The sequence below is a fragment of the Mesorhizobium sp. AA22 genome (assembly GCF_001672375.2).
Classification (GTDB): Bacteria; Pseudomonadota; Alphaproteobacteria; order Rhizobiales; family Rhizobiaceae; genus Mesorhizobium; species Mesorhizobium wenxiniae.
The window spans coordinates 4,923,010-4,945,787 of sequence record NZ_CP048406.1; the positions used below are offsets into that span (position 1 = coordinate 4,923,010).

At 61.7% G+C, this 22,778-nt stretch carries 18 protein-coding genes; 14 read left to right on the plus strand and 4 right to left on the minus strand.

Annotated features, from left to right (window positions below; all coding sequences use genetic code 11):
• From A9K68_RS23735 to A9K68_RS23755, 5 genes are read left to right on the plus strand one after another with little or no spacing between them, the layout of a single operon-like run.
• The gene (locus tag A9K68_RS23735; RefSeq protein WP_065006845.1) at positions 1-864 is read left to right on the plus strand and encodes a DUF4150 domain-containing protein; all 864 of its coding nucleotides are present in this window, start codon (positions 1-3) and stop codon (positions 862-864) included.
• A gap of 12 nt (positions 865-876) precedes the next feature.
• A complete protein-coding gene (locus A9K68_RS23740) occupies positions 877-1,299 on the plus strand; it encodes a hypothetical protein (protein ID WP_065006846.1) in 423 nt (140 codons plus the stop codon).
• The gene (locus tag A9K68_RS23745; protein WP_065006847.1) at positions 1,299-1,781 is read left to right on the plus strand and encodes a hypothetical protein; all 483 of its coding nucleotides are present in this window, start codon (positions 1,299-1,301) and stop codon (positions 1,779-1,781) included. The genes A9K68_RS23740 and A9K68_RS23745 overlap by 1 nt, the downstream gene beginning before the upstream one ends.
• Positions 1,782-1,784: 3 nt before the next feature.
• A complete protein-coding gene (locus A9K68_RS23750) occupies positions 1,785-2,873 on the plus strand; it encodes a DUF2169 domain-containing protein (protein WP_065006848.1) in 1,089 nt (362 codons plus the stop codon).
• Positions 2,870-3,919: a hypothetical protein gene (locus A9K68_RS23755; RefSeq protein WP_156768212.1), complete on the plus strand. Its 1,050-nt coding sequence runs from the start codon at positions 2,870-2,872 to the stop codon at positions 3,917-3,919. The genes A9K68_RS23750 and A9K68_RS23755 overlap by 4 nt, the downstream gene beginning before the upstream one ends.
• A gap of 1 nt (position 3,920) precedes the next feature.
• Here A9K68_RS23755 and A9K68_RS23760 read toward each other — a convergent pair whose 3' ends face one another.
• The 3 genes from A9K68_RS23760 to tssI are packed head-to-tail and all read right to left on the minus strand — an operon-like array spanning position 3,921 to position 7,863.
• The gene (locus A9K68_RS23760) at positions 3,921-5,084 is read right to left on the minus strand and encodes a hypothetical protein (protein ID WP_065006850.1); all 1,164 of its coding nucleotides are present in this window, start codon (positions 5,082-5,084) and stop codon (positions 3,921-3,923) included.
• 9 nt (positions 5,085-5,093) lie between these two features.
• On the minus strand, positions 5,094-5,516 hold the full coding sequence (locus A9K68_RS23765) for a DUF6484 domain-containing protein (RefSeq protein ID WP_065006851.1): 423 nt from the start codon (positions 5,514-5,516) through the stop codon (positions 5,094-5,096).
• 19 nt (positions 5,517-5,535) lie between these two features.
• Positions 5,536-7,863 (minus strand): type VI secretion system tip protein TssI/VgrG, encoded by a 2,328-nt coding sequence (gene tssI / locus A9K68_RS23770; RefSeq protein WP_065006852.1) that lies wholly within the window; start codon positions 7,861-7,863, stop codon positions 5,536-5,538.
• Between the two features lie 200 nt (positions 7,864-8,063).
• Between tssI and tagH the strand changes: the two genes are divergently transcribed.
• The 8 genes from tagH (at position 8,064) to A9K68_RS23810 (ending at position 21,094) form a co-directional block, all read left to right on the plus strand.
• Entirely contained in the window at positions 8,064-9,122 is a 1,059-nt protein-coding gene (gene tagH, locus A9K68_RS23775) for a type VI secretion system-associated FHA domain protein TagH (protein WP_065006853.1), read from the plus strand.
• Between the two features lie 391 nt (positions 9,123-9,513).
• Positions 9,514-11,025, plus strand: a complete 1,512-nt coding sequence (tssL, locus tag A9K68_RS23780) for a type VI secretion system protein TssL, long form (RefSeq protein WP_065006854.1) — start codon at positions 9,514-9,516, stop codon at positions 11,023-11,025.
• 22 nt (positions 11,026-11,047) lie between these two features.
• Positions 11,048-14,611 carry a type VI secretion system membrane subunit TssM gene (gene tssM, locus A9K68_RS23785; RefSeq protein ID WP_065006855.1) on the plus strand — a complete coding sequence of 1,188 codons (3,564 nt, stop codon included), beginning with the start codon at positions 11,048-11,050 and terminating at the stop codon, positions 14,609-14,611.
• A 1-nt stretch (position 14,612) separates the two neighbouring features.
• A complete protein-coding gene (locus A9K68_RS23790; protein WP_163603061.1) occupies positions 14,613-14,774 on the plus strand; it encodes a hypothetical protein in 162 nt (53 codons plus the stop codon).
• Entirely contained in the window at positions 14,771-15,538 is a 768-nt protein-coding gene (locus A9K68_RS23795; protein ID WP_065006856.1) for a protein phosphatase 2C domain-containing protein, read from the plus strand. Before A9K68_RS23790 ends, A9K68_RS23795 begins: the two co-directional genes overlap by 4 nt.
• A gap of 5 nt (positions 15,539-15,543) precedes the next feature.
• Positions 15,544-18,246 (plus strand): serine/threonine-protein kinase, encoded by a 2,703-nt coding sequence (locus tag A9K68_RS23800; RefSeq protein ID WP_065006857.1) that lies wholly within the window; start codon positions 15,544-15,546, stop codon positions 18,244-18,246.
• Positions 18,247-18,257: 11 nt separating this feature from the next.
• Positions 18,258-18,764: a DUF1036 domain-containing protein gene (locus tag A9K68_RS23805; protein ID WP_246811219.1), complete on the plus strand. Its 507-nt coding sequence runs from the start codon at positions 18,258-18,260 to the stop codon at positions 18,762-18,764.
• The gene (locus A9K68_RS23810; RefSeq protein ID WP_065006858.1) at positions 18,761-21,094 is read left to right on the plus strand and encodes a M23 family metallopeptidase; all 2,334 of its coding nucleotides are present in this window, start codon (positions 18,761-18,763) and stop codon (positions 21,092-21,094) included. The genes A9K68_RS23805 and A9K68_RS23810 overlap by 4 nt, the downstream gene beginning before the upstream one ends.
• A 106-nt stretch (positions 21,095-21,200) precedes the next feature.
• Here the strand turns inward: A9K68_RS23810 and A9K68_RS23815 are convergent, their stop codons facing one another.
• On the minus strand, positions 21,201-21,731 hold the full coding sequence (locus tag A9K68_RS23815; protein WP_065006955.1) for an OmpA family protein: 531 nt from the start codon (positions 21,729-21,731) through the stop codon (positions 21,201-21,203).
• 192 nt (positions 21,732-21,923) lie between these two features.
• On the opposite strand from A9K68_RS23815, the gene A9K68_RS23820 reads away from it, so the two are divergent.
• Complete coding sequence (locus tag A9K68_RS23820; protein WP_082982201.1) at positions 21,924-22,499, plus strand: hypothetical protein; 576 nt, start codon at positions 21,924-21,926, stop codon at positions 22,497-22,499.
• The last annotated feature ends 279 nt before the right edge of the window (positions 22,500-22,778 follow it).

Below are 22,778 nucleotides of genomic sequence, written 5' to 3' on the forward strand. Positions count from 1 at the left end.
ATGGCCATTACCGTCTTCGCCGAGAACATGGGCTTCTTCCACAAGGGCAGCAATGGCAAGGGCATCGCGCCGGGCGATGTCTGTCTGTCGCCGCCGTCGCCGCCGGCAGGCCCGGTTCCGGTGCCCTATGTCAATATGCTGTCTTCCTCCGACCTGTCGAACGGCACCAAAAGCGTCAAGATCGACGGCGAGCCGACTGCGATCGAGAATTCCTCGGAGATTTCGACCAGCACCGGCAACGAGCCGGCGACCCAGGGCCTCGGTGCAGGCGTCATCACCCACAAGATCAAAGGTAAGGGCGTCTTCAAACTGTGGTCGTTCACGGTCAAGGCGGAGGGAAAGGGGGTCGACCGCCACGGCGACATGATGGCTCAGAACACGGCCAGCGATCTGCCCAACTGTATCGACCAGACGGCGATCAATACCTTCAAGGCGCTGCTGAGACGCAAGGGTATCGCGCCCGGCCCCTGTCCGAGCAAGCCTTACGACGCGAAGGTCCACCGCCCGGACAAGGATCCTTCCCCGGCCCAGAAGAAGGCGGTCCGCAACAAGCCATGCTGGGAATGCGCTCGGGACGACAAACGGGTGACGCGCGCTCACTGGCGCACTGAGCGATTGAGGACGGGGGGACCAATCGTACGATATGAGGATCCTGTCCATGGAAAGGATATGGCGCGCGGCGAAGGCCATATGACCCATGACCATCAGCCGCCGCTGTGCGTGGCCTGGGCGCTTGGCGGATGCAATATGAAACTTGCGGATTTCAAGAAGTATTTCGAACGGGCAAGCAGGGTCAAACCTCACTGTGAAGCGCATTTTCGCAGTCAAGGAAGTCAGGCGGACGCCTATGCGGCGACGCTGTAAGGGAGGTGAGTCATGATCGCGATCGCCAAGAGCTACGACGACATCCAGCAGCGCTACATCGCCGAACTGCGCGCGCTTCTGCCTGAAATCAAAGCCTGGTGGAGCGGCATCGTCGCAGCCGAAACTTACGATTCTATCTCACTAATCTGGCCGACTGGAATTTCCGGGCACCCGCGCTTTCTGCATGTCTTTCGGACGCACTATTTTGAGGTGGAGAATCTGAACCGAAAGAACGAGCACGAATTCGTCGAGGAGGCCGAGAAGTCGCCCGAAGAAAAATGGGGGGTCGACGACCTCGGCGACAGCCCCCGCTATGTCGGGCACATAGATTTGCTGATCGACGACATCCCCAGCAAGGCGCCCGATCTGACCGAGGTGGTCAACGGCTTCGTTTTCGTGCCGATCGGGCTCGATCAGGATGAAGAGATCACCTGATGGCGCTGATCACCTATTTTGAAACCGACCGCGGCATTCGCCGCCTGCTACGCCAGCCCGGCTACATCGAGCCCCGGGATGCGAAAATCGAGGCGCGCAAGCTCGCCCAGAGTTCCGGTCGGCACCAAGATGTTTTCGACGGCTACCTGGAAGATATCCAGATGGCCTACGAAATCGCGGTGCCCTGGTGGGCGGACACGGTCAAAGCGCAACAACAGCGGGGGTTGAATCGCGACGAGGCTATCCGCAAGGCGTTCAACAAGCGCGCCGCCGGCGCAGCCGCGCATGGGAACGTAGTCTGGATCGTACGCAATTACTGGCTCGATTGCTGCGACGCCAACAAGAGCTCTGGAGAGGTCGTCTATCCCGAAATCCTGCTTCTGCAATGGCTGATCGACGCCAAGAAGAAGGAACTGGTGCGCCTGATCGCCTGTATGCCGTACTGGCCGATCGGGATGGATGAGAACAGAGCCTGGTGCTGAGCGATGAGCTTCGCTGTCTGGTTGGAGAATCGTACCCCCTTCGTGGTCGGATCTTACACGCTGCCTGACGCGGACGGTCAGGAGGTTTTCCTGGGCCTTTTCTCGGCGAGCTTCCAAGGCGCGGAGGAAGCGACCGCGCTGGAGCCGGCCGAGCAACAATTGCCGGTGACGCTTAGCGATGTCCTTTTCGGCGATCCTACCCTTTCATCGACGCGCTACGAGGCCGATATCGCGATGCTGAAGCCCGGCGTCGACGTCATCGTCAACGGCACCGCATATGCGCCGAACGGGAAGGCGGTTCGAGAAATGCAAGTGGGACTGAAGTTCGGGCCACTGCAAAAGGTGCTCAGTATCGTCGGCGACCGCATCTACGATGCCGGCAGCTATAGCGCGCCACATCCATTCACACGGATGCCTATCGTCTATGAACGCGCCTACGGCGGCACCACCGCCGATCTGAAGACCGATCCTCGCAATCCGCTGGGAGTGGGTTTCGCCCATGCCCGATCGGCTGATCCAGCAGTCAAGACGCAGGCGCCAAACATAACCTACCCGGCCGAGCCATTCATGAGCCCCTCAGACAAGCTGCGGCCGGCCGGTTTCGGGGCACTCGGGCGCGGGTGGCAGCCGCGCCTGCCGTTGGCAGGGACCTATGATCAGGCTTGGATCGACACCCAGTGGCCCTTGCCGCCAAAGGATTACGATCCGCGCTACAATCTCGCCGCGCCGGCGGACCAGCAACTCCCAGATCTCAACGGCGGCGATCAGGTCACTCTGAAGGGACTCACCCCCGGCGGCCGGTGGAACTTCAAGCTGCCGCGCGTGGTCGCGCCCATCCGCCTGATCTTCGAGGACCGCGTCGAAGACCAAATTTTCAAGGCGGATACGATCATCATCGAGCCCGACATATTTCGGGTGACGCTGAAGGCGCGGGTGGCTGTGACGACGCGGCGCAACCGGCCTGCGCTGCGCGAACTCGTCTTCGGCCATGTCACGCCAGCGCTGATTGCGGCAAAGCGAAAGGGTAAGGATTATTTTGCATTGCGCGGGACTGACGGCACCATTACCGACCGCCCGGCGTGGCTGCCATGAAACGACCATTGTATATCGCTGGCGGCGGCGCAGTGACGCCCGCCGGCCTGAACCGGCGGCAAACGCTCGCCGCGATCCGCGCCGGGCTCTCCGCCTTTGAAGAGTATCTGCTGGCCGAGCCTATGGGTGCGTCGCAGATCGTCTCGCGCATTCCCACGCACTGGTCGCTGAGAACCACGGATTGGGACTGGCTGGTCAACATGGCGTCGCGCGCCATCACGGACGCGCTCGTATCGACGGCGGCGGATCCGCGCACAACCGTGCTGATCCTAGTGTTGCCGGAGCAGTTCAGGAACCATGCGGCCTTCGAAGAAGGCGATCCTTCTGGCTTCCTAAATGCCGTCGTGCGCGCATGCGGCGGGCCATTCCATGGAGAGTCGCGCGCGCTCGACGGCGGTGCCGCAGCAAGCATCGGCGTGCTTGATCAACTGTCCGAGATGCTTGCCCATCCTGGCGTCGAGCGCATCCTGCTCGGCGGCGTCGACAGCCTGGTCAACGACAAGGATATCGCTCGGCTCGCCGAGGCGGGACGGCTGAGGGGATCTGACAATGCTCAAGGGCTTGTTCCCGGAGAGGCAGCAGCCTTCGTTCGCCTGCAATCGAGGCCGGATCCGGAGTCGCCGGGTCTCGCCGCCATCCACGGCGCCGGTTTTGCTCAAGAAGCCGATACTGTTTTGACGGAGCGATACAGCCAGGGCAAGGCGCTGCTTGGTGCGCTTCATGGGGCGTTGAATGGTACCGGCAATGGTCCGCGTGAGCCCGACATCGTCTTTGTTGTCAGCAATGGCAGTGGCGAGCGCTATAGCGGGTGGGAGGCAAACATAGCGCGGTCTCGCTTCTATCGCACAAGGCGCGAGATCTTGCCGATTGCCTATCCGGCAATGACTGTCGGCGAGGTAGGGGCGGCCGGCGGGGCGCTGGCGCTGCTCGTGGCGGCCGACAGTTTCACCGCCGGCTATGCGCCCGGCCCGGTCGCGATGTGCGAGGTCGCCTCCGAAGCCGGATTGCGCGCTACGGCGCTGGTCAGCAAGGTCAAGTCCGGCTGAATTACATCCAGGCGGGGAAGCGCTGCGTGCGCCGCCAGTCGGCCAAGGGGAGGTCGGGGTTTTCGAAAGAGGCGCGGATGGCGGCGAGCCGCTGCCGACGCATCGAGCGGAATGTGGCGTGCTTGCCTGGTCCCCGCCCGTCGTCCCACCATGCACTCGCGCGTTCGGCCATTGGAAGCGGCGAATCCTCGATCTCGGCGAATTGCTTTCCAAGCGACGTGGAATTGACAGTAAAGACGTCGGTGTCATTGAAATCGACCTCGAACAGATCGCGCCAGGCGAGGCCCGCGGCAAAAGCGAATTGGGGCTCGCGCATGCGTTCGATTAGCCAGGGCACGATCGATCTGTCGCCAAGCATTCCGATGGTGGCTAGAGCCGGTAGTCGCAACGACGGTTCGTTCAGACATTTCTGAAGCCAGGCTTTTGCGGAAGGTCCCGCCGAGGCGAGTAGCCGGATGTCGATCACCTCACTTTGGGGAACACTGCCAGAGGCAAGCAATTCATCAAGGACAGGCAGGGCCGCGCGGCCTGCGCCGAGGAGACAAGCGGCGAGTGAGGCCGCCAACCGCTCGGGCGGCTGATCGGCAGCGAGACGCTCAGCTACCGCCGGGAGCAGATCGCGGCGGCGCAACGCGCCAGCCAACCGCAACGCCCGTATCCGGACCTCAGCCTGGCCATTTCCGGCTAATTCGCCGAGGGTCGGGCCGGCATCGGCGCGATGATGCCAGAGCGCCGCGAGCCCGATGCATTTGAGCATCGTTTCCCTGGAATCGACCCACTTGGCGACAAAAGGACGGAGTTTTTCGCGCGGTGTCCGGGCGATGGCGCCTGATATACCCTTGATGCCGGTCTCGCCGAGCTCGGCGGCGGCCTCGATCACTGCGGCAAGCGGCTTTTCCAGTCCCCAATGCAGCGCCAGGCACGCCATGACAAAGAGTTCTGGGGCTTCCGGGTAATCGGAGAAACGCGCGTTCGCCGCCGCCCACGCAGCCTCACCCGACGCGAACAGGCCTTCAAGATTGGCGTCCAGTCGCTGGTCGATGCGGCCGATGTCGATTTCGCCCAGAAGCGGTCCGTCGATCTCGCGGCGCCGCCGCGACCAGAGGAAAGCGGCGTCCTCCGCGTGCTGGTCAACGATGGCGGGGATCGTCGCAAGGCGCTGCATCGGCTCGACCTAATTCAGGTGAACAGCCGCCCCTCGTATACGGTTCGTACCGGTCGCGTGGCTGTTGAGCTGTGTGCCGCGGATGGAGACGCGCCCGTTCTTCTCCAGAATGATGGACGCCAAACCACATCTGAGCTCGATGCGATCGCGCGCGTCCAGTGTCACCGTCTCGCCGTCGCGCAACACTTCAACGGGATGCGAATGGGGGCGCAGATCAACTATCCGTCCGACCACAAGCGGCCGGGCGGGGTCGCCCGCTTCGAACAGCAGTGCCACTTCCGAGCCGACAGAGGAAGCGTCGAGAGCGGCGAGACTGCGGGCCTTGAGCGCCGTGTCGCTGGGATTGCCGACGAAAACGACGAGCGGCGAGCCGTCCTCGAAGCCGATCAGCAACCCAATGATCACGCCGTCAACACGCTCTACAACGTCCATCGCTCGGCCCTCAATTCGCTCAATTGTTGTGAACACTGCTGCCTTTGATCTTGGTCTTACCGTCGGCCTTCACGTCGATGTCGCCGCTGCCGTCGAGCCTTATGTCCTTGCCCTTGACGCTGATCGTGCCGTCCTTTTTGAGGATGATGCTGGCATCGCCGCATTTCAGCGTGATCTCGTCAGCCGCCTCGACGTACAGCTTCTTGCCGAACTTCATCACGCCGTCTTCGCCGACGATGACACTGCTCGCCTTGGCGACTTTTAGCGAATAGGTCCCGCCGACCTCGATCCCCTCGTCCGCTGCAATCTTGGCCAGCCGCGCCTTGCCGACCTGCGAGGAATGGGCGCCGCCAACAGTAAAGCTCTGGTCGGCGGCGACGTCAACCGTCTGCGCGGCGCCGATCTGCCACTTGTCTGCCGCGCCAATCGTGTGGCTCTGCGCCGCGCCTACAGTGACCGATCGTGTCGCACCGATCGTATTCGTTTGCGGTCCGCCGACGCTTCGTGTCTCGGATGCCCCGACCGTATCGACCCGAGCCGCGCCAACTGTCACGGTCTGGACGATAGCGACCGTCTGCGTATGGTTGGCGCCGATCGTTTCAGTGGAGTTTGACCCGATTCCGATCGTCTCATTGGATCCCACCGTCAGCGAGCGATTCACCCCCACCGTCTCGGTGTCGTTGTTGCCGATATCCGTGGTCTGGTCGACGCCGACCTTGACCGTCTTGTTGTTGCCGACGTCCTCGTCGAGGTTGTGGCCGACTGAGTGCTTGGCGTCGTGGTCGATGCGGTCGGACTGGTCGTGTTGCACCAGCTTGGTGCGGTCGTTCTTGATCAGAAGGTTGTGATCCTTCTGCGCTTGGAAATTGACCAGTTCGGAGCCGGCCTTGTCCTCGAACATTAGCTCGTTGTAACCGCCGCCGCCTTTCGACGAGTCGGATTTCCAGCCGGATTGCGTGGCGCTGCCCGGCAGTCCGTAGGGCGGCATCTGCGAGGCATTGTAGACGCGTCCGGTGATGATCGGCAGATCCGGGTCGCCTTCGATGAAGTCGACGATGACCTCCTGGCCGATGCGCGGGATCTGGATGAAACCCCAGCCGCTGCCGGCCCAGGTCTGCGACACGCGCACGAAGCAAGAACTGTTCTGGTCCTTCTTGCCGAGACGGTCCCAGTGGAACTGGACCTTCACCCGTGCATATTTGTCGGTGAATATTTCCTCGCCGGACGGGCCGACCACCGTCGCCGTCTGCGGGCCGCGCATGATCGGCCGGGTCGTGACGCGCGGCGGGCGATAGGCCAAGGCGGTCGGCGCCACGCCGAGGATCACCTTGAAGTTCTCGCTTTCGACGTCGGCAAGGGCTCTGTAGCCGGGATCGAACAGCCTGTATTCGGCGCTGACCACCAGATACTCCTGGTTCTGGTCTTCCCTTGGAAAGCCGTTCAGCTTGAACGTGCAGCCCGAATACAGGCCGCGCACGGTGCCGACTGCAGCGATGCGCTGGTGCACGGCCTGGATTTCCTCGCGCCGTATCGCGGCCAGGCTGTCGCCGCGGCCGACGTCGAGATGCGCGCCGGGCTGGCGGTAATTCTCGCCCGCGGCCAGCTTGTGGCTGAACGGCTGGGCGGATTTGGCCATCAGGTCGGCGCCCGGCTTCTTGAAATCATAGTCGGTATGGACATAGGCGCCCGGCCGCACCGAGCTGCCCGGAATCCATTCGGTGATGTATTCGACATCGCGCCGGGAGCCCTGCCCTTCAAAGTGATAGGGCACCTTCTCATAGCCCGGCGCCGGCTTGAGCTTGTTCATGGCATCGGCGAGCACAAGCGTGTGCTTGCCCTCGTCGTGCTCGAAGAAATACAGGATGCCTTCGTGCTCGAGCAGCCGCTGCACGAAATCGAGATCGGTCTCGTCATACTGGACGCAGTACTCACGCGGCGGATAAGACCCTTGCAGGCGCTTCTCGAATTTTGCCGTGCTGTATTTCGAGAAAACCTCCTCGACGATTTCGATGACGCTCATGTTCTGGAAAATGCGGCAGTCGGTGGTATTGCCGAGAAACCAGAGCCATGGCCTGATGATGGCTTCGTAGTATGCTAGGCGGTCCTCGATCCGGGTCAGCCGAAACTCGGAGACAAGGCCGCTGAACCAGCGTTTGGGATCGGATTCACCTTCGATCGAAACCGCGCCGCCCAGCATCTTCAGCGGATCGATATCGGGGCTGCTGCTTACGAATCCGACCGTATAGGCCAGACAACGACTGATCTCATCGCGCCCGACAAGATGCGTGAAGGTCAACAGCTCAGCGCCAACCGGCGTCTGCACAACCGTGGCACGTTCGTTCGGCATGGGTCGTGCCCCCTCCCGCCGCTCGTTTCTGCCTGAGCCTAGCACATGTCTTGCACCGACCAAAGGGGACGCTTGGCGAGTGCAGCCTAATCGCCTGTGAAATCATCGACTTGAACGCTTCTGTGCCGCCGCGCTCAGAAATTGCTGGTATAATAGGGTGTCCTGGGCGAGTTTGCCGACAGGATCGACGGCGATTTTGAATGTATATCAGTCTGCAGATCAACAATGTCGTCTCGCTGCCCGCCGGTATGTCGACCGGCTACTCCGCTCGCGATCGCAGCTTTGAAATCGGCCGCGAAGCCTGTGACTGGACCTTGCCCGACCCCGACAAGTTCATCTCCGCCAGACACTGCGAAGTGCGTTACCAGGCAGGCGCGTTCTGGCTGCACGACATCTCGCGCAACGGCACATTCATCAACGGATCGACCCAGCGCATGGCCGGCCCTCACCGGCTCGGTCAAGGCGACCGGTTGCTGATCGGCCGCTATGTCGTCCTGGTTTCGATCGATGACGAGCGCGCCGCGACAGGCCAGCCTCGAAGCAGCCACGGTTCGACGCAGCGGCAAATGCCTGTCGCAACCGGGCGGCCGCGGGAATTCGGAGACCAGCCTTTCTTCGAGCCGGTAGAGCAACGGCCCGGGCAGAGAGCACCGGTGTCGACGTCTTCGCCGCCCGCTCATCTCGCTTCGACGAGAGACGAGGTGCTGCGGGACATCGCGATCGCAGCCGGCATCGCGCCGGAATTGCTTCAATCGCGTGATCCGCATGAAGTGGCTGCCGAAATCGGCGCGGTGCTGCGGACGGTTGTCGAGGAACTGGCCCTGCTGCTGAAAGCACGTGCGGCTGCCAAAATACTGGCCAAGAGCACACACCGGACGATGATCAGCGCTGCCGACAACAATCCGCTAAAGTTCGTCCCGGGAACCGACGAAATACTCGAAATCATGTTTGCGCGGCGCAGATCCGGCTACCTTGATGCCAGGCACAGTGTCGAAGACGCGTTCCGCGATCTCAAGACGCACGAATTTGCCACCTATGCAGCCATGCAAGCTGCGCTCTCGCGGCTGCTTGACGATTTGTCGCCCGAGGCGATCAGCAAAAAACTCCCGCCGACGTCATTCACCTCGAAGAAGGGCCTGGCCTGGGACGCCTTCGTCGCCAAATGGCGGACCATGGAGGAAGCGCACGAAAACGGGATGCTGGACATATTCCTCGCCTATTTCAGCGAAGCCTATGCCAAAGCCGACAAGCAAAAGTAGACCGGGAGGACTGGACCTGGCAGATGCTCCGGAAATCGGATCGGTTTGCTGCGCTTAGCTTCGGCTGCGGAACGGATCAAGCACCAACTGGAATGTATCAGGGCGTCCTTGGCGAGCCCAAAGATACGACGCGGTCGTTGGCGAAGAAAAATCCTTTCGCAGCGATGCATCCGGTTCCAATCGGCAGTTTCTAAGCTTACGATCATTTTCGACAGTTCGCCAGCGGGTAGGCTGATTGACCTGGGGGTCTGCGGCACATGTCATGTTACGGCGGGTTAAAAAGATATAGCCGACCTTCCTCCGGACACTGCCGTCGCCAGCAGCGCCTGCAGTCCCTGCTTGCCCACTTGTGGCGCACACGCGGCGCCCACGCGGGGACGGACGTCTGGCGATGAGCTCGAAGGACGATCCTTTCGGCCCAGCGGGCAAGACCGTCATTCGCGCACCGCGCCGCGCTGAAAAATCAGCGCCAGATCCCCAGGGGGCCGTTCCCGACGGCGGGCGCCCCGGTCCCTCGCCGGTCAAGGATTCAACGGTTTTCGATCCGGTCGCTCGGCATGCACCGCCGGGCTGGACATCCGGAACCGTGATTTATCAGGGCGCAGACCCCGGCGCAGCGGCGGCAACCGGCTCCTTTGCGGCGGCGCCGGGCATTCAGCAGGACATCCTGTTGCAGGCCACGGACAGCGTCAGATATTCCGCAGCCAATCCTTTCCTCGCCGCGGCCGCGCCTTTGCTGATGCTGTTTGGCCAGCTCAGGCTTATGGCTGTCGAAAGACAGGCGGAGCAGCTGGCGGAACATGTCGCCGAGGCGATCGAAAAATTCGACCGGACAATGGAGAAAGCCGGCGTTCCCGAAGAAGATGCACGGATCGCAAAATTTGCCCTCTGCGAAACCGCTGACGACCTCATCGGCAACCTGCCTTGGCCCAAGCCAGACGCCTGGGCGCAGCACAGCATGCTGTCACAGTTCTTTCACGTCGTGCCCACCGGCTCGGGTTTCTACGCAGCGCTGAACAAGATACTGGCCGCGCCGGAGGCACACTATGATTTGCTTGAACTGATGCATGCCTGCCTGTCGCTGGGGTTTGAAGGCCAGTATCGAGGCCTTGCGCGCGAGGACAACAATCTCGAACGCGTTCGACGCGACGTCTACGAGACGCTTCGCTACTTCAGGGCGCGCGCCGACGACGACATCTCGCCGCACTGGCAAAGCCTGGCGGTGTCCAACCCACAGTCGTCGGCCTGGTTGCCGCTCTGGGTGATTGCGGCGGCTGCGTCGGCGCTGCTGACGGCGGCGTTCTTCGCATTGCGGGTCTTCATTACCAACGAGGGCGATGCCCTTGCCGGCAGGTTGCTGGCGCTCGATCCGTCGACGCCGATCGCCATCGAACGCGCCAGCGTGGCGCCGTCGGCTGCGCCGGTAAAAGTCGCTCCGCCTGTCGCCCCGACCCGTTCCCAGATCGACCGCATCCATGCGGCACTGGCCAAGACTATCGCGCGCGGCGGGCTGAGCGTCGGCACGCAGGGCAGGTTCATCATCGTGGAGATCAACAATGTCCTGCTGTTCCCGTCCGGCGGGGCCGAGATAAATCCGGAGTTTGGACCGATCGCCGCAGACATCGCCGCCGCACTGGAACCGGAGCCTGGACCGATCATGATCGTCGGCCACACAGACAATGTGAAGCCGCGAAAATCGAGCCCGTTCAAATCCAACTTCGACCTTTCAATCGCCCGGGCGAAGTCTGTCGAAGCGATGATGGCGCCGCGGTTCAGCAAGCCTTCCCGGATCACGGTCGACGGCAAGGGCGAAGACGAACCGATCGCCGACAATGCGACGCCGGAAGGCCGCGCCCAGAATCGCCGTGTCGACTTGATGATCCCCAAGGAGGAAACGCTGTGAGCACGGCCATCTGGAAGCGCCCATGACGCGTTGGCTGCTGCGGATATTCAGCGCGATCGCGTTGGCCGGTTTCGCGGCGGCCGTCTGGTTTGCCGGACCATTGATCCGCTTTGCCGACACGCGTCCGCTGGCACCCGTCTGGCTGCGCGTGACGATCATCGGCCTGATCGTTGCGATCGCGACGCTGTTTTATGGCGTGCGTTTCTGGCAAAAGCGAAAGGCGCAAAAGGCGCTCGAGACGATAGTCGCCCGCAATGACGACAGGGATGACGACTCGCAGGTGCTCGAGGCTCGGATGAATGAAGCCATCGCTGCGCTCAAGCGGTCGAGCGGCAAGCGCAATTTCCTCTACGAAGTTCCCTGGTACGTCGTCATCGGCCCGCCCGGTGCCGGCAAGACAACGGCGTTGGTCAATTCGGGTCTGAACTTTCCGCTTGCCGGTTCGGGACACGCCCAGCCGGCGGCCGGCGTTGGCGGCACACGATCCTGCGACTGGTGGTTCACCGATCAGGCGGTGCTGATCGACACCGCCGGACGCTACACCACGCAGGATTCCAATGCGCAGAGCGACAAGAAGAGCTGGCTCGCCTTCTTGTCGCTGCTCAAGCGATACCGCCCCCGGCAACCGATCAACGGGGTTATACTGGCCATCAGCCTTGCCGATCTCATCAGCCTCGATGATCGGCAGCTTGACGTCCATGTCGTCGAAATACGCAGCCGTCTGCGCGAAATTCACGAAACACTGAAAATCCAGTTCCCGGTGTACCTGCTCTTCACCAAGGCCGACCTTGTCTCCGGTTTCATGGATTATTTTGGCGGCTTCGACGAGCAGCGCCGCCGCAAAGTGTGGGGCGCGACATTCCAGACCGCCGATCGCAGCAAGAACATGGCCGGTGAGGCACCGGCCGAATTCGACGCATTGGCAAAGCGCCTGGCGGAGGAGATCGCCGACCGCCTGCAGGAAGAGGCCGATCCGGTCGCGCGCATAGCCATCTTTGGCTTTCCAGCCCAGTTTGGCGCGCTGAAAGGCCGTATTGCCGATTTCGTCGCCAGCCTGTTCGATCCGGCCCGCAGCCAGGTGAATGTCAGCCTGCGTGGACTGTATTTTTCGTCAGGCACGCAGGAGGGCACGCCGATCGACCAGGTGCTGGGCGCAATCGGCCGCAGTTTCGGCAGCGCTTCTCGCGCCCATCTTTCCGGCACCGGCAAGAGCTTCTTCCTGCATGATCTTCTGACCGGCGTCATTTTCGCGGAATCCGGCTGGGTTTCATACGACAAATCGGCTGAAAGGCGTGCAGCGATCGTCAGATATGGCGGCCTTGGCGCAATAGCATTGATGGCTGCCGCGGCTCTGGGCACCTTGGCCCTGAGCTTTTCAGCCAACAGGTCGCTGATCGCTTCCACCACGCAAGCTGCAGGCCAGTATCGCGAGACGGCAGACCCGCTCCTCAAAAGCACGACGGTCACCGATGTCGACCTTGAAAACGTCATCGGCCCGCTCGACCAGTTGCGCGAACTGCCGGCCGGGTTCGACACCGGTGACCTGCCGACCCCGATCCAGGAGACGTTCGGCCTCAGTCAGCGGGAAAGACTGCTTTCGGCATCAAAAACAGCTTACCGGCAGGCGCTGGAGCGCATGTTCCGCTCGCGCCTGCTGCTTCAGGCCGAACGGACGATCCAGGCCAGGATGGCTGATCCCACCGCGCTCTACGAACCGCTGAAGATCTACATGATGCTTGGCGGCAAGGCGCCCAAGGTCGATGACGAGTTGATCGTGTCCTGGATGAGGCAGGACTGGGAGCAGAACCGGTATCCGGGTGAAAACAACCGCGAGGGACGGGCGCAACTCGAAAAGCATCTGCGGGCCATGCTTGCGCTGGACGACGCCTATGATCCGGTTTTCGAACTCAACCAGCCACTGGTCGAAGCCGCTCAACGCTCGCTCGGACGCATGAGCCTTGCCGATCGTGCCTCTGCCCTGGTGAAGTCGGCGGTATACGCCGCAGCGCTGGACGATTTTTCCGTCTCCGTCAAAGGCGGCCCGGAAGCGCAGCTGTTGTTCGAGCGTGTCGATGGCGGCGATCTGTCCGGTCTTCGCGTTCCCGGTATCTACACCTATAGCGGCTTCAACGACTTCTATCTCGGACAACTCTCGCGCATTGCGCAGATGCTTGTCGATGACCAGTGGGTTCTCGGCGGCGGCGCCGAGCAAGGCGGCATCGACCAGGAGTTGCCAAAACTCGGTCCCGAACTTGTCGAGCGCTATGGCAGGGAGTTCGCCGCGGCGTGGAACGGCGTTCTCGACAGGCTGAAGTTCAAGGCAATGCTGAAGGACGAGCCGGACTATATCGCGCTCTCCGCTGCCGCGTCACCAAGCTCGCCAATCGACCAGCTTTTTACCGCGATCGCCGACGAAACGGCGCTGACGCGAGACGATGGTCCCGGCGAAGAGTCAGGCTCCGGGGCCGAAGCCGGCATGCTTCAAACCGAGCCGCAAAACGCTGCAGATATCGCCAGCGGATTGGCCCGCATCGGCATTCAAATCGCCAGCGGAAAATCGCAAAGCCGGGCCGGCACAGGGTCCGCTCGCGGGCAAAACCAGAACCCCGGGGCGAACATCGAAGCGCAATTCAGATCATTTCAGGCCTTGGTGAACGGTCCCACTGGGCGCCGCCCAATCGATGCACTGACCCAGAATTTCCGCGACATCCATCAAAGCCTGCAATTGGCGGCCGATGTCCCTTCGCAAACGGAACGCGCCAACATGAATCTGCAGCTGCAGATATCCACCCTCCGCGCCAATGTCTCGCGGCTGCCCAAGCAACTCGCCCGAATGGTTACTGCGACCGCCGACGAGCTTGATGGCAATGTCGCAGAAACCTCGCTGACGAATTTGAACCAGATGCTCGACCAGACGGTCACGCGCGCCTGCGAGGAAATGGTCGAAGGCCGCTATCCCTTCGCCAGCGATGGCCCGGAGGATATTGCGATGGCGGATTTCGCGAAACTGTTCGCTCCAGGCGGACTGATGGACCGGTTCTTCGCACAGAATCTCGCATCGCTGATCGACATGACCGGCCAGGACTGGACCTGGAAACAGGATGCGCGTTTCGGGCGCGACCTGTCGAAGTCGACCTTGAAAAACTTCCAGCTGGCGGCGGAGATCCGCAACGCCTTCTTTCCTTCAGGTGGTTCGGTGCCATCGGTCAGTGTCACCTTTACGCCGTTTTCACTGCATGGCGATGCCGATACGGCGGTACTCGACGTCGATGGCCAGATCATCCAAAGCAACCAGGCCGGCAACACGCCAAGCACGGTGACCTGGCCGAGCGGCATGGCTTCCGCGTCGGCGAGCCTGAGCCTCATTCCCCAAATGCCGGGACGTGAATCCGCGATCAAGTTCGACGGTCCGTGGGCACTGAAGCGCCTGCTGGACAAGGCTGATATCACCAGCACCGGCGGCAACACGCAAGCCCGCTTCCTGATCGGCGGACGCGATGTCGCCTATACGGTCCAGGCCAGTTCGGACCAAATCCCTCTCTTCCTTCCTGCGCTTTCCGGGTTCAGCTGTCCAAAGGCGTTTTGAGATGACCTTTGAATTTTCCAACAGGGTGCGGCTGTCCATCGGCAACAGCTGGGCGGACGTTGATTTCGATACTCTAACGTTCGAGCCTGTGGCAAACTGGCGCGAGCGAGCGCCTGACGGTGCGCCGCAGAGGACGCTTGAGAAGCGCTTGGTGGCAAAGTGAACGATGTCGCCCTCCCCTTTGAAAGCTTCGGCGTCAGCCACAGAGGCTGTGTCCGCGAGCTCAACGAAGACAGCTATCTGGTCGAGCCGAGCACCGGCCTGTGGGTGGTGGCCGATGGAATGGGCGGACATGATGCCGGGGAAGTCGCATCGGCCAGCATCGTCGATCATCTGGCAACGATTGGTATTGCAAGCTCCGCACCGGATCTTCGCGCGCGCTTCGAGGACCGGCTGAGCCGGGCCAACGCCGAAATACGCAGGATATCGCAATCTCGCGGCGTGACCATTGGCTCCACTGTCGCCGCCCTGCTGGCGATGGATGGGCGGTTTGCCTGCCTGTGGGCGGGCGACAGTCGCGTATACCTGATCCGCAACGGCTCGATCTCCCAGATTTCGAGAGACCATACCGAAGTCCAGGAACTTCTCGACAAGGGCATGATCAGCGCAGCCGAGGCGCTCACCTGGCCGCGCCGCAACGTTATCACGCATGCGGTCGGCGTCAGCGACGAGATCGTGATCGATTTCCAGCAAGGCGAAATCATGCCGGGTGACATATTTGTGCTGAGCACCGACGGGCTGACAGCGCATGTCACAGACGCCGAGATCGAGGCGGCGGCGGTGTCGGCGACACCTCAGGCGGCATGCGAAAACCTGCTGCAAATGGTGCTGGCGCGCGGGGGAACGGACAATGTCACGATCGTGCTCGTCAAGATCGGAGACGGGGGCAATGGGGCCTATCCCGGTCCTTCCAGGGCGGAAGGTTGAGGCTGATGAGCGCCGACGACAAGACGCGGATATCGCCTGACGTGGCCACCACAGCCGTAGGCACGCAACTCAGCGGCATCTATGAACTGGACGAGCGGATCGGATTCGGTGGCATGGGCGAAGTCTACCGTGGCCACAACATCCAGACCGGCGACCACGTCGCGATCAAGATCGTCCTGCCCGAGTTCGCCCGCGATCAGACGATCCTGTCGCTGTTCCGCAAGGAAGCATCGATCCTCAATCACCTGTCGCACGAAGCGGTCGTGCGATATCACGTCTTCACCATAGACCCAGGCATTGGTCGCCCCTACCTCGCCATGGAATTCGTCGACGGCCAATCGCTGTTCGATATCATGCGACGTGGCCCGATGCCGACGGAAGACGTGCGAAAGCTGTGCCATCGCCTGGCTTCCGGCTTGAGCGCCGTGCATCAGGCGGGAGCAATACACCGCGACCTCTCCCCGGACAACATCATCCTGCCGGGAGGCCGGGTCGATCGCGCAAAGATCATCGATTTTGGTATCGCGCGGTCGGCGACCGTCGGCGGCGAGACGCTGATCGGCGGAAAGTTCGCGGGAAAGTACAACTACGTTTCTCCCGAGCAACTCGGGCTGTACAGCGGCGAAGTCAGCGAGCAATCCGACATCTACAGCCTGGGCCTGGTGCTGGCCGCTGCTCTGCGCGGGAAACCGATCGACATGGGCGGCTCCCAGTACGAGATCGTGGAAAAACGCCGCAGCGTTCCGGACCTATCCGACATCGATGCCGATTTTCGTGGAATTGTTGAGGCCATGCTGCAGCCGGATCCACAGGAACGGCCGATCAGCATGGCGGATATCGCCAGGGCGACACGTGACGACACCGACGAGGAGACAAGGCCGCCAACGTCGACCACACCGCGCGATCGGACGCTGCGAACCGGGGGAACCGCCGCGCCTGGTCCCAAGCTTCCCGGTCCCAAGCTTGCCGGTCCTAATATGGCAAGTCAGCCTCCGGCGGCTGCCGGTGAGCAGCGCTTCGTTCCGCATGTCCGGCCGGCGCTTCTGTCCGAGCCAAGGCCTTCGCCAGTTGCCGCCCCTGCTCGGGCGGTCTTGCCAAAGGTGCCTGCAAAGTCGGCCAAGACCCGATCGATCGCGATCGCTGCCCTGGCGACATTGGCTGTCGCGTCGGCTGCAGGCGTTTATCTCAGCGGCGTGATGACGCCTTCCACGCCGACCGCCGGCGATACAGCGTTTTTGTCGCCAAAAGCATCAAAACCGGCCCTGACGGACAGCGCCTCAAATTCGCCGGGCGACGAGCCGGCAAAGGCAGTTCCACCCGATCAGTCACAAACAGAAGCCAGTGCGCCGCCAGCCGAAAGTCAGGCAGCTGCCGCGGCGGATCAAAAGCTGGAGCCGGCACGGCCCGCCGAAGTCCTCACACCATCCGAGGAAACCCCGGAGCGGGCGGCATCCGAGGAAAGCTCGGAGCCGGCGGCATCCGCGGAAACCTCGGAGCCGGCAGCAGAAGAAGCGCAGTTGCCAGCTGAAAATTGGCCAGATGCCGCGGCGGATCAAAGGCTGGAGCCGACGCGGCCCGCCGAAGTGCTCTCGCCAACCGAGGAGACCCCGGAGCCAGCGGCATCCGAGGACATTTCGGAGCCGGTGGCATCCGAGGAGAGCTCGGAGCCGGCGGTAGCCGAGGCGCCATCGCCAGCTGAAAATCGGGCAGATGCCGCGGCGGATCAACAGTTGGAGCCGACACGGCCCGCCGAAGTCCTTTCGCCAACCGAGGAAACCCCGGAGCCGGTTGCGCCGCGCATCAAGGTCGCGCCGATGCCGCCGGCCGATAAGGCTTCGCCCCCAGCGGTCCAGCCCGAAATAATGGAGAGCCGGAAGCCCGATCAGCCGGCCAGCCAGCAGACACAACCCAAGGCGGCCGCGCGGGTGCCCGGACCCGCCGCAAGCCAGACGGATGATGCGGGCGCAAAACGGCAGCGGTACGAGCCGGCGCCAGGCAGACAGCCGGGCGAGGCCACTGTTGCCTTGAACGTGCCGAAACCGGACCTAAAACTGCCGCCGAAAAATGCCCTCGACCACGCTGCGCAACGGGTCTCCTGGGTGCGCGACTTCAACGGTGGCGACTGTTTCTATGCGACGTTGACCTCGGCAACCGAGGCCGCCGTTGCGATCGAAGGATTGGGCACGGAGGTCCAGCCGTTCGAACGAATGCTGTCCGATTTCCAGGCAAGATTCCGTGTCGAACCGGACATCAGCGTCCGCCTCATCGAGCCGGCTCAATGCGAAGTCACCAACTTTCTGCGCTTTCTGGACCAGATGCCGGCTGACAAGCCGCAGCTTGTTCTCGATCGAACGACGGTGCCGAGCGGCTCGCCGATCGGTGGCACGCTGGTGACGCATGGCGGCCTTATTTCGAGCGTGCTGCTGATCGACCACAGGGGCATGGCATTCAGCCTCGACGATCGTATCCTGGCGCAAGCCGACAAGGCCACTTTCAACATTCCGATCGATCTCGGCGCAGCCGACAAGGCGGCCGGCAAGGTCGTGCCGCAGATCATAATGGTGATCACGGGTCCACAGGATATTCAGGCTGCGGCGTTCTCCGCGCCGACACCAGCCGCGCTGTTGCTGCCCAGGATTCTCGATGAGATCGACGCCAACCGAGCTGAGTTCTCCGCAACGGCAAAGTACTTCCGGCTCGGCGGGTAGCATGAACGCCGATGGACCACCGCCGCTCGCGCATTTCCTTCCTGACAACTGTCCCGCCCAACAGTCAGCGTGACCAGCTTCGCGGCCTGCTTGGCCCGAGAGGCCGTATCAGACTTGCGGTCATGTTGGGCGCGACATTGCTGGCTCTCCTGTCGTCCCACGAAGCGCGCGCCGAATTCACCGTCTGCAATCAGACGCTCGACGTCGTCAATCTCGCTGTCGGCCAGAAGGTCGACAATGCGGACCAGACCGATGGCTGGTGGACCATCGGCGCAAATCAGTGCGTGAACGTCATCCGCGAGGAACTCACCAACCGCTACATCTACATCTATGCGACGGACGTCTTTGGCCATGCGACCCTGACCGGGTCGACCGAAATGTGCATCGACCGGCGGCGTTTCTCGATACGCGGCATCGATGAATGCTGGCAGCGCGGCCATATCGCCGCACGATTTCTCGAAATCGATACGCTTGAACAGGTGCGGTGGACCTTTTTTCTGACCGGAAGCAATCCGTGACGCACAGTATCGACACAAGCTTCAGGTTGAAAAAGCAGGCGCGCGCCGCCCTGCGCAGACGCAGGCTCTGGCGCAGGCTGCTTGCCGGTCTTGCCATGGTTGTCCTGTTGTCGATCGCTGCCGGCTTCTATCTCACCGCCGATTATTGGTCGTTTGGCGACGAGGATGAGGAGCTGCAGGCCGTCGAGGGAACCGACGATGTGCCCGCCGACGCATCCGTCTATGTGCCTGCCATCATCGATCTCGCAGGCGACCCGATGTGGATCACCCTTGCGCCCGACACCGGCGCCGCAACAAAAAGCCAAGTGATCCCGCGCCCGGCAGAACTCGATCAGGCCGGCGTTTCTCCGCAGATCGAAATTCTGTCCGACGTGATGCTTAGCGCCAGCGAAAAGTTCATGACAACGATACCGTCCACACAAGAAGATTTCGCATTCTTCCAGGCGCAGCGACAGACCGCGCCGGCGCCATCCGACGAGCTGCAAAACGACGTTCAGCCACCGCCCGTTCCAAACGAGGCCCCGGTTGCTTCTGACCCGCAGGGGGGTGCGGATGATGCCGAAGCAGGTTGGGGCGAAACAATCGATTCAGGCGAGGCAGCCCTTCCCGCGTTCCGGAAGACCCAGATCGAAAACAACACAAGCGTTGCAAATGTCATCAGTGAACATCAGAGATACCAGGCTACCGAGGACATTTTCGTAAAGATCCTCAACGACCGCAGCCTGGACAGCGTTGCGCTCGATGCGCATTTCTCCGCCGAGGATGCCAAGCTGGCAGGCGAAGCCCTGAAGGCGCTTTTCAATCGGGAAAGCCTTGAGCCAGGTCATGTCGTCGCCATGCGCGGTTTCAGGCCGACGCGCGAGACGACAACCATGTCTCTCATGCAGGTTTCGATATATGCCAAGAACGTATTTGTCGGCACGCTGACGCGCAATGCCGCCGGTGTGTTTGTGTCTGGTGTCGACCCCTGGGTGCGCGAAGACCTGTTCAACTACTCGGGTGCACAGGCACAAGGCACGCACAAAAGGCAATACCGGCTGCTCGACGCGATCTACTCGACAGCAGCACGCAACAAAGTCCCGACCGGCGTGATCGGAGAAGCGATCATGTATCTGTCACGAGGACAGGATCTGGATGCGTTTGCCAGCGAAGAGCAACGTCTGGTCCTGATCTATTCGCAAAGGCCGCGTGGCAAGGAAGAGACGGCCGGCCGGGTGCTGTATGTCGGCGTCCAGGGTAGCGAAAAAGGCCTCGACTGTTTCGTGTTCCAGCAGACCGACGGCCAGTTTGCATGCGTCAGCGGCGACGATCAGGTTCGCTCGCTGACAGTCGCCAACGGCATGGTCACCCCGGTCAACGGAGTCATGACCTCGACTTTCGGCCCACGCAAGCACCCAATCCTCGGAACCGTTCGTATCCACAAGGGCGTGGATTGGGCGGCGCCGCTGGGCACGCCGATAGCCGCCGCCTTCGACGGCGAAATCGTCTTCCAGGGCGATGGAAGTGGTTACGGCAATCTGGTGAAGATTTCGCACGGGGACGGCAGCGAGACGCGCTATGCGCATATGCAGAAATTCGCAGTCGAGGCCGGTGTCGGCGCGAAGGTGAAGGCAGGCGATGTCATTGGCTATATCGGCACCACCGGGCTCTCGACCGGGCCGCACCTGCATTTCGAACTCTATCGCAATGGGCAGGCGATCGATCCGCTAGGCACGGTTACGGCAATCGCGACGGACGCTTCCGCTGTCGAAACGCTGACCGAGCGTATCGTTCAAGTCGAAAGTGGCGGCAAAGCCCGCGCCAAGAACCCACTTTCTTCGGCGACCGGCGCCGGTCAGTTCATAACCAAGACGTGGATCCGGATGATGAATACCTACCGCCCCGAACTGGCGCGGACACTATCGACCGCCGACCTGCTCGCTCTGCGTTACGACGCCACCATCTCGCGCGAGATGGTCAGCAATCTGGCGCGCGAAGGCGAAGCCTATCTTCGGGCGCGCGGCCACCAGATCACAGCCGGCCGGCTTTATCTCTGTCATTTCCTGGGAATGGAAGGCGCCCATCAAGTGTTGTCGTCGCCGGGTTCGGCGCAATTGAGCGCCGTGCTCGGATCGGCCGTCATTCAAGCCAACCCGTTTCTCACCGGCAAGTCCGCCAGCTATGTCGTGAGCTGGGCCGAAAGGAAAATGGGCAGGAAGCTGAGCCCGACGACGACTGAGGTGGCTCAACAGACAACGACAACAACGCAAGTCCGGCAGACATCGCCGGAGTTCGAAAAATACAAGCAGGCGATCACGGCCCTCATAAGCCCGATGCAGAATACCCTTTGAACCAGCCATAACCCGGAATTCGGAATCGGTTTTGCTGCGCTAACCTCCGGTTCGCGCGGGGAAAACGGCGCGCGGCTCTGGTCTCAGCCTAGCGCACCCGCTCCAGCTATTCAGTCCTTATCCGCATTTCCACCCGGCGGTTTACCGGATCGAATGGGTTGGGGTCGCGCGGATTCGTCTCGCCCAGGCCCGTCGCTTTGATGCGGGCAGGATCGATGCCGTTAGAGGTCAGGAAGGTTGTTACCGATCTGGCTCTTCGTTCCGACAGTCCCTCGTTGTAATCAGCGGAGCCGGTCGCATCTGTATGCCCCTCAACAACGAAGTTCAGAGTGCTCAGTCGGCTGTCCTTCAGTGCCTTGGCGAACTCGTCCAGTTCAGCGCGCGCAGTCGCATCGAGTTCCGCAGAATCCAGGCCGAAGTTGATCAGCATGTCGAGGCTGGTTTTTTCGGCCGGCGCTGCTTTGTTCTTGCTGCTGCATTCGTCTTCGGTGCCGACGCAAATTCCACGCGACGGGCCGAACTCGCTCGCTGCGTCAAAAAACTTCACGATGTCTTCTGATTTCTGAAGCGGATCAGCAAAAGCATGGGTCGAAAAAAGCGTGACCGTAAACACGAAGGCTAAACTGCCCAACTGCATGACGGTTACTCCTGTCTTGAGCATCCGATTTCATCGACTGCGGACAATACCAAATTCCGAAGCGAATGTCTGTCAATAAACGTCAGGCATACGAGGAGTGGACGGCAGTTACATCTTGCTGAGGACTGGAGACTTGACCGCACCCTGTCCAGGCTTCAGTGTCGATTGTTCCCCAGTAAATGCGTGGCGGCCATGGCCAATGAGCTTCGATTCAAAACGGCACGGGATCTTTTCATGGCCTGCCCCGCTGTTTCCAGGGACATGGTGGCACTCCCGACCGAACAGCCTTCAATTGAATTTTGCCGCGCCCTCCTTGCCGGGCGGGTGCCCGAGGAGGCGATTACGTTCTGTGCCTATCTGCTTCCCGAGCGGGCTGCGGTGTGGTGGGCCCATGAGTGCCTGAGCCACCTCACCGTTCTGCTCGACCGCAGGGATCAGGAATTGCTCGCGCTTGTTCGTGACTGGGTCAGCGAACCGGATAGCGCTCACCATCGCGCCGAAGTGAGCAAGGCTGCGGCAGGAATGCCGCCAACAACGCCTGCCGTCTGGATTGCCCTGGCTGCAGGATGGCATGGCAATAGTGCAGCTATGGAGACGGCAGCGGTATCGGCCTTGCAACCAGCCGCCCGCGCTGTGAGTGCGGGGGTTCTGGCCGGACTGGCACGCGTTGCGCTGGAGGACCGCTTTTCAGTTCTTTCCGCGTTTGTCGAAATGGGCATTCAGATGGCGGAGATCGAGGCGCTGCGCCAATCAGCGGATGCAAATTAGAGCGCAGTCTGGATCCTGATTGCTTGCCTTACTTGCAGCCGTCTTGGACCCATTTGGCAGCGCCACCCTGAAACGTGTCCCCAGCGGATGTTGCAGCCGCAGCACCGAGACATCGTCGGTGGCGAAACTTCCTGTCCGCACAACCGAGCCCAGTTCCATGGCAGCCATCGTAGTGACTGTCCCATATTGCCTCGTCGAGCCCTTCCACCGGACTGAAGCGTGGCTTGCCTTTGAGGTCTTTCCGTCGATTGCGGGATCGCCGAAGTCTATAGATAGGTC

What these genes read in the sequence shown, in the direction of transcription:
- A9K68_RS23820 (WP_082982201.1), top strand. Translation starts at nt 21,924, where the DNA reads ATGGCCAATGAGCTTCGATTCAAAACGGCACGGGATCTTTTCATGGCC.
- A9K68_RS23760 (WP_065006850.1), bottom strand. Translation starts at nt 5,084, where the DNA reads ATGCAGCGCCTTGCGACGATCCCCGCCATCGTTGACCAGCACGCGGAG.
- A9K68_RS23735 (WP_065006845.1), top strand. Translation starts at nt 1, where the DNA reads ATGGCCATTACCGTCTTCGCCGAGAACATGGGCTTCTTCCACAAGGGC.
- A9K68_RS23790 (WP_163603061.1), top strand. Translation starts at nt 14,613, where the DNA reads ATGACCTTTGAATTTTCCAACAGGGTGCGGCTGTCCATCGGCAACAGC.
- A9K68_RS23740 (WP_065006846.1), top strand. Translation starts at nt 877, where the DNA reads ATGATCGCGATCGCCAAGAGCTACGACGACATCCAGCAGCGCTACATC.
- tssM (WP_065006855.1), top strand. Translation starts at nt 11,048, where the DNA reads ATGACGCGTTGGCTGCTGCGGATATTCAGCGCGATCGCGTTGGCCGGT.
- A9K68_RS23755 (WP_156768212.1), top strand. Translation starts at nt 2,870, where the DNA reads ATGAAACGACCATTGTATATCGCTGGCGGCGGCGCAGTGACGCCCGCC.
- A9K68_RS23750 (WP_065006848.1), top strand. Translation starts at nt 1,785, where the DNA reads ATGAGCTTCGCTGTCTGGTTGGAGAATCGTACCCCCTTCGTGGTCGGA.
- A9K68_RS23765 (WP_065006851.1), bottom strand. Translation starts at nt 5,516, where the DNA reads ATGGACGTTGTAGAGCGTGTTGACGGCGTGATCATTGGGTTGCTGATC.
- tssI (WP_065006852.1), bottom strand. Translation starts at nt 7,863, where the DNA reads ATGCCGAACGAACGTGCCACGGTTGTGCAGACGCCGGTTGGCGCTGAG.
- A9K68_RS23745 (WP_065006847.1), top strand. Translation starts at nt 1,299, where the DNA reads ATGGCGCTGATCACCTATTTTGAAACCGACCGCGGCATTCGCCGCCTG.
- A9K68_RS23800 (WP_065006857.1), top strand. Translation starts at nt 15,544, where the DNA reads ATGAGCGCCGACGACAAGACGCGGATATCGCCTGACGTGGCCACCACA.
- tssL (WP_065006854.1), top strand. Translation starts at nt 9,514, where the DNA reads ATGAGCTCGAAGGACGATCCTTTCGGCCCAGCGGGCAAGACCGTCATT.
- A9K68_RS23805 (WP_246811219.1), top strand. Translation starts at nt 18,258, where the DNA reads ATGGACCACCGCCGCTCGCGCATTTCCTTCCTGACAACTGTCCCGCCC.
- A9K68_RS23815 (WP_065006955.1), bottom strand. Translation starts at nt 21,731, where the DNA reads ATGCAGTTGGGCAGTTTAGCCTTCGTGTTTACGGTCACGCTTTTTTCG.
- tagH (WP_065006853.1), top strand. Translation starts at nt 8,064, where the DNA reads ATGTATATCAGTCTGCAGATCAACAATGTCGTCTCGCTGCCCGCCGGT.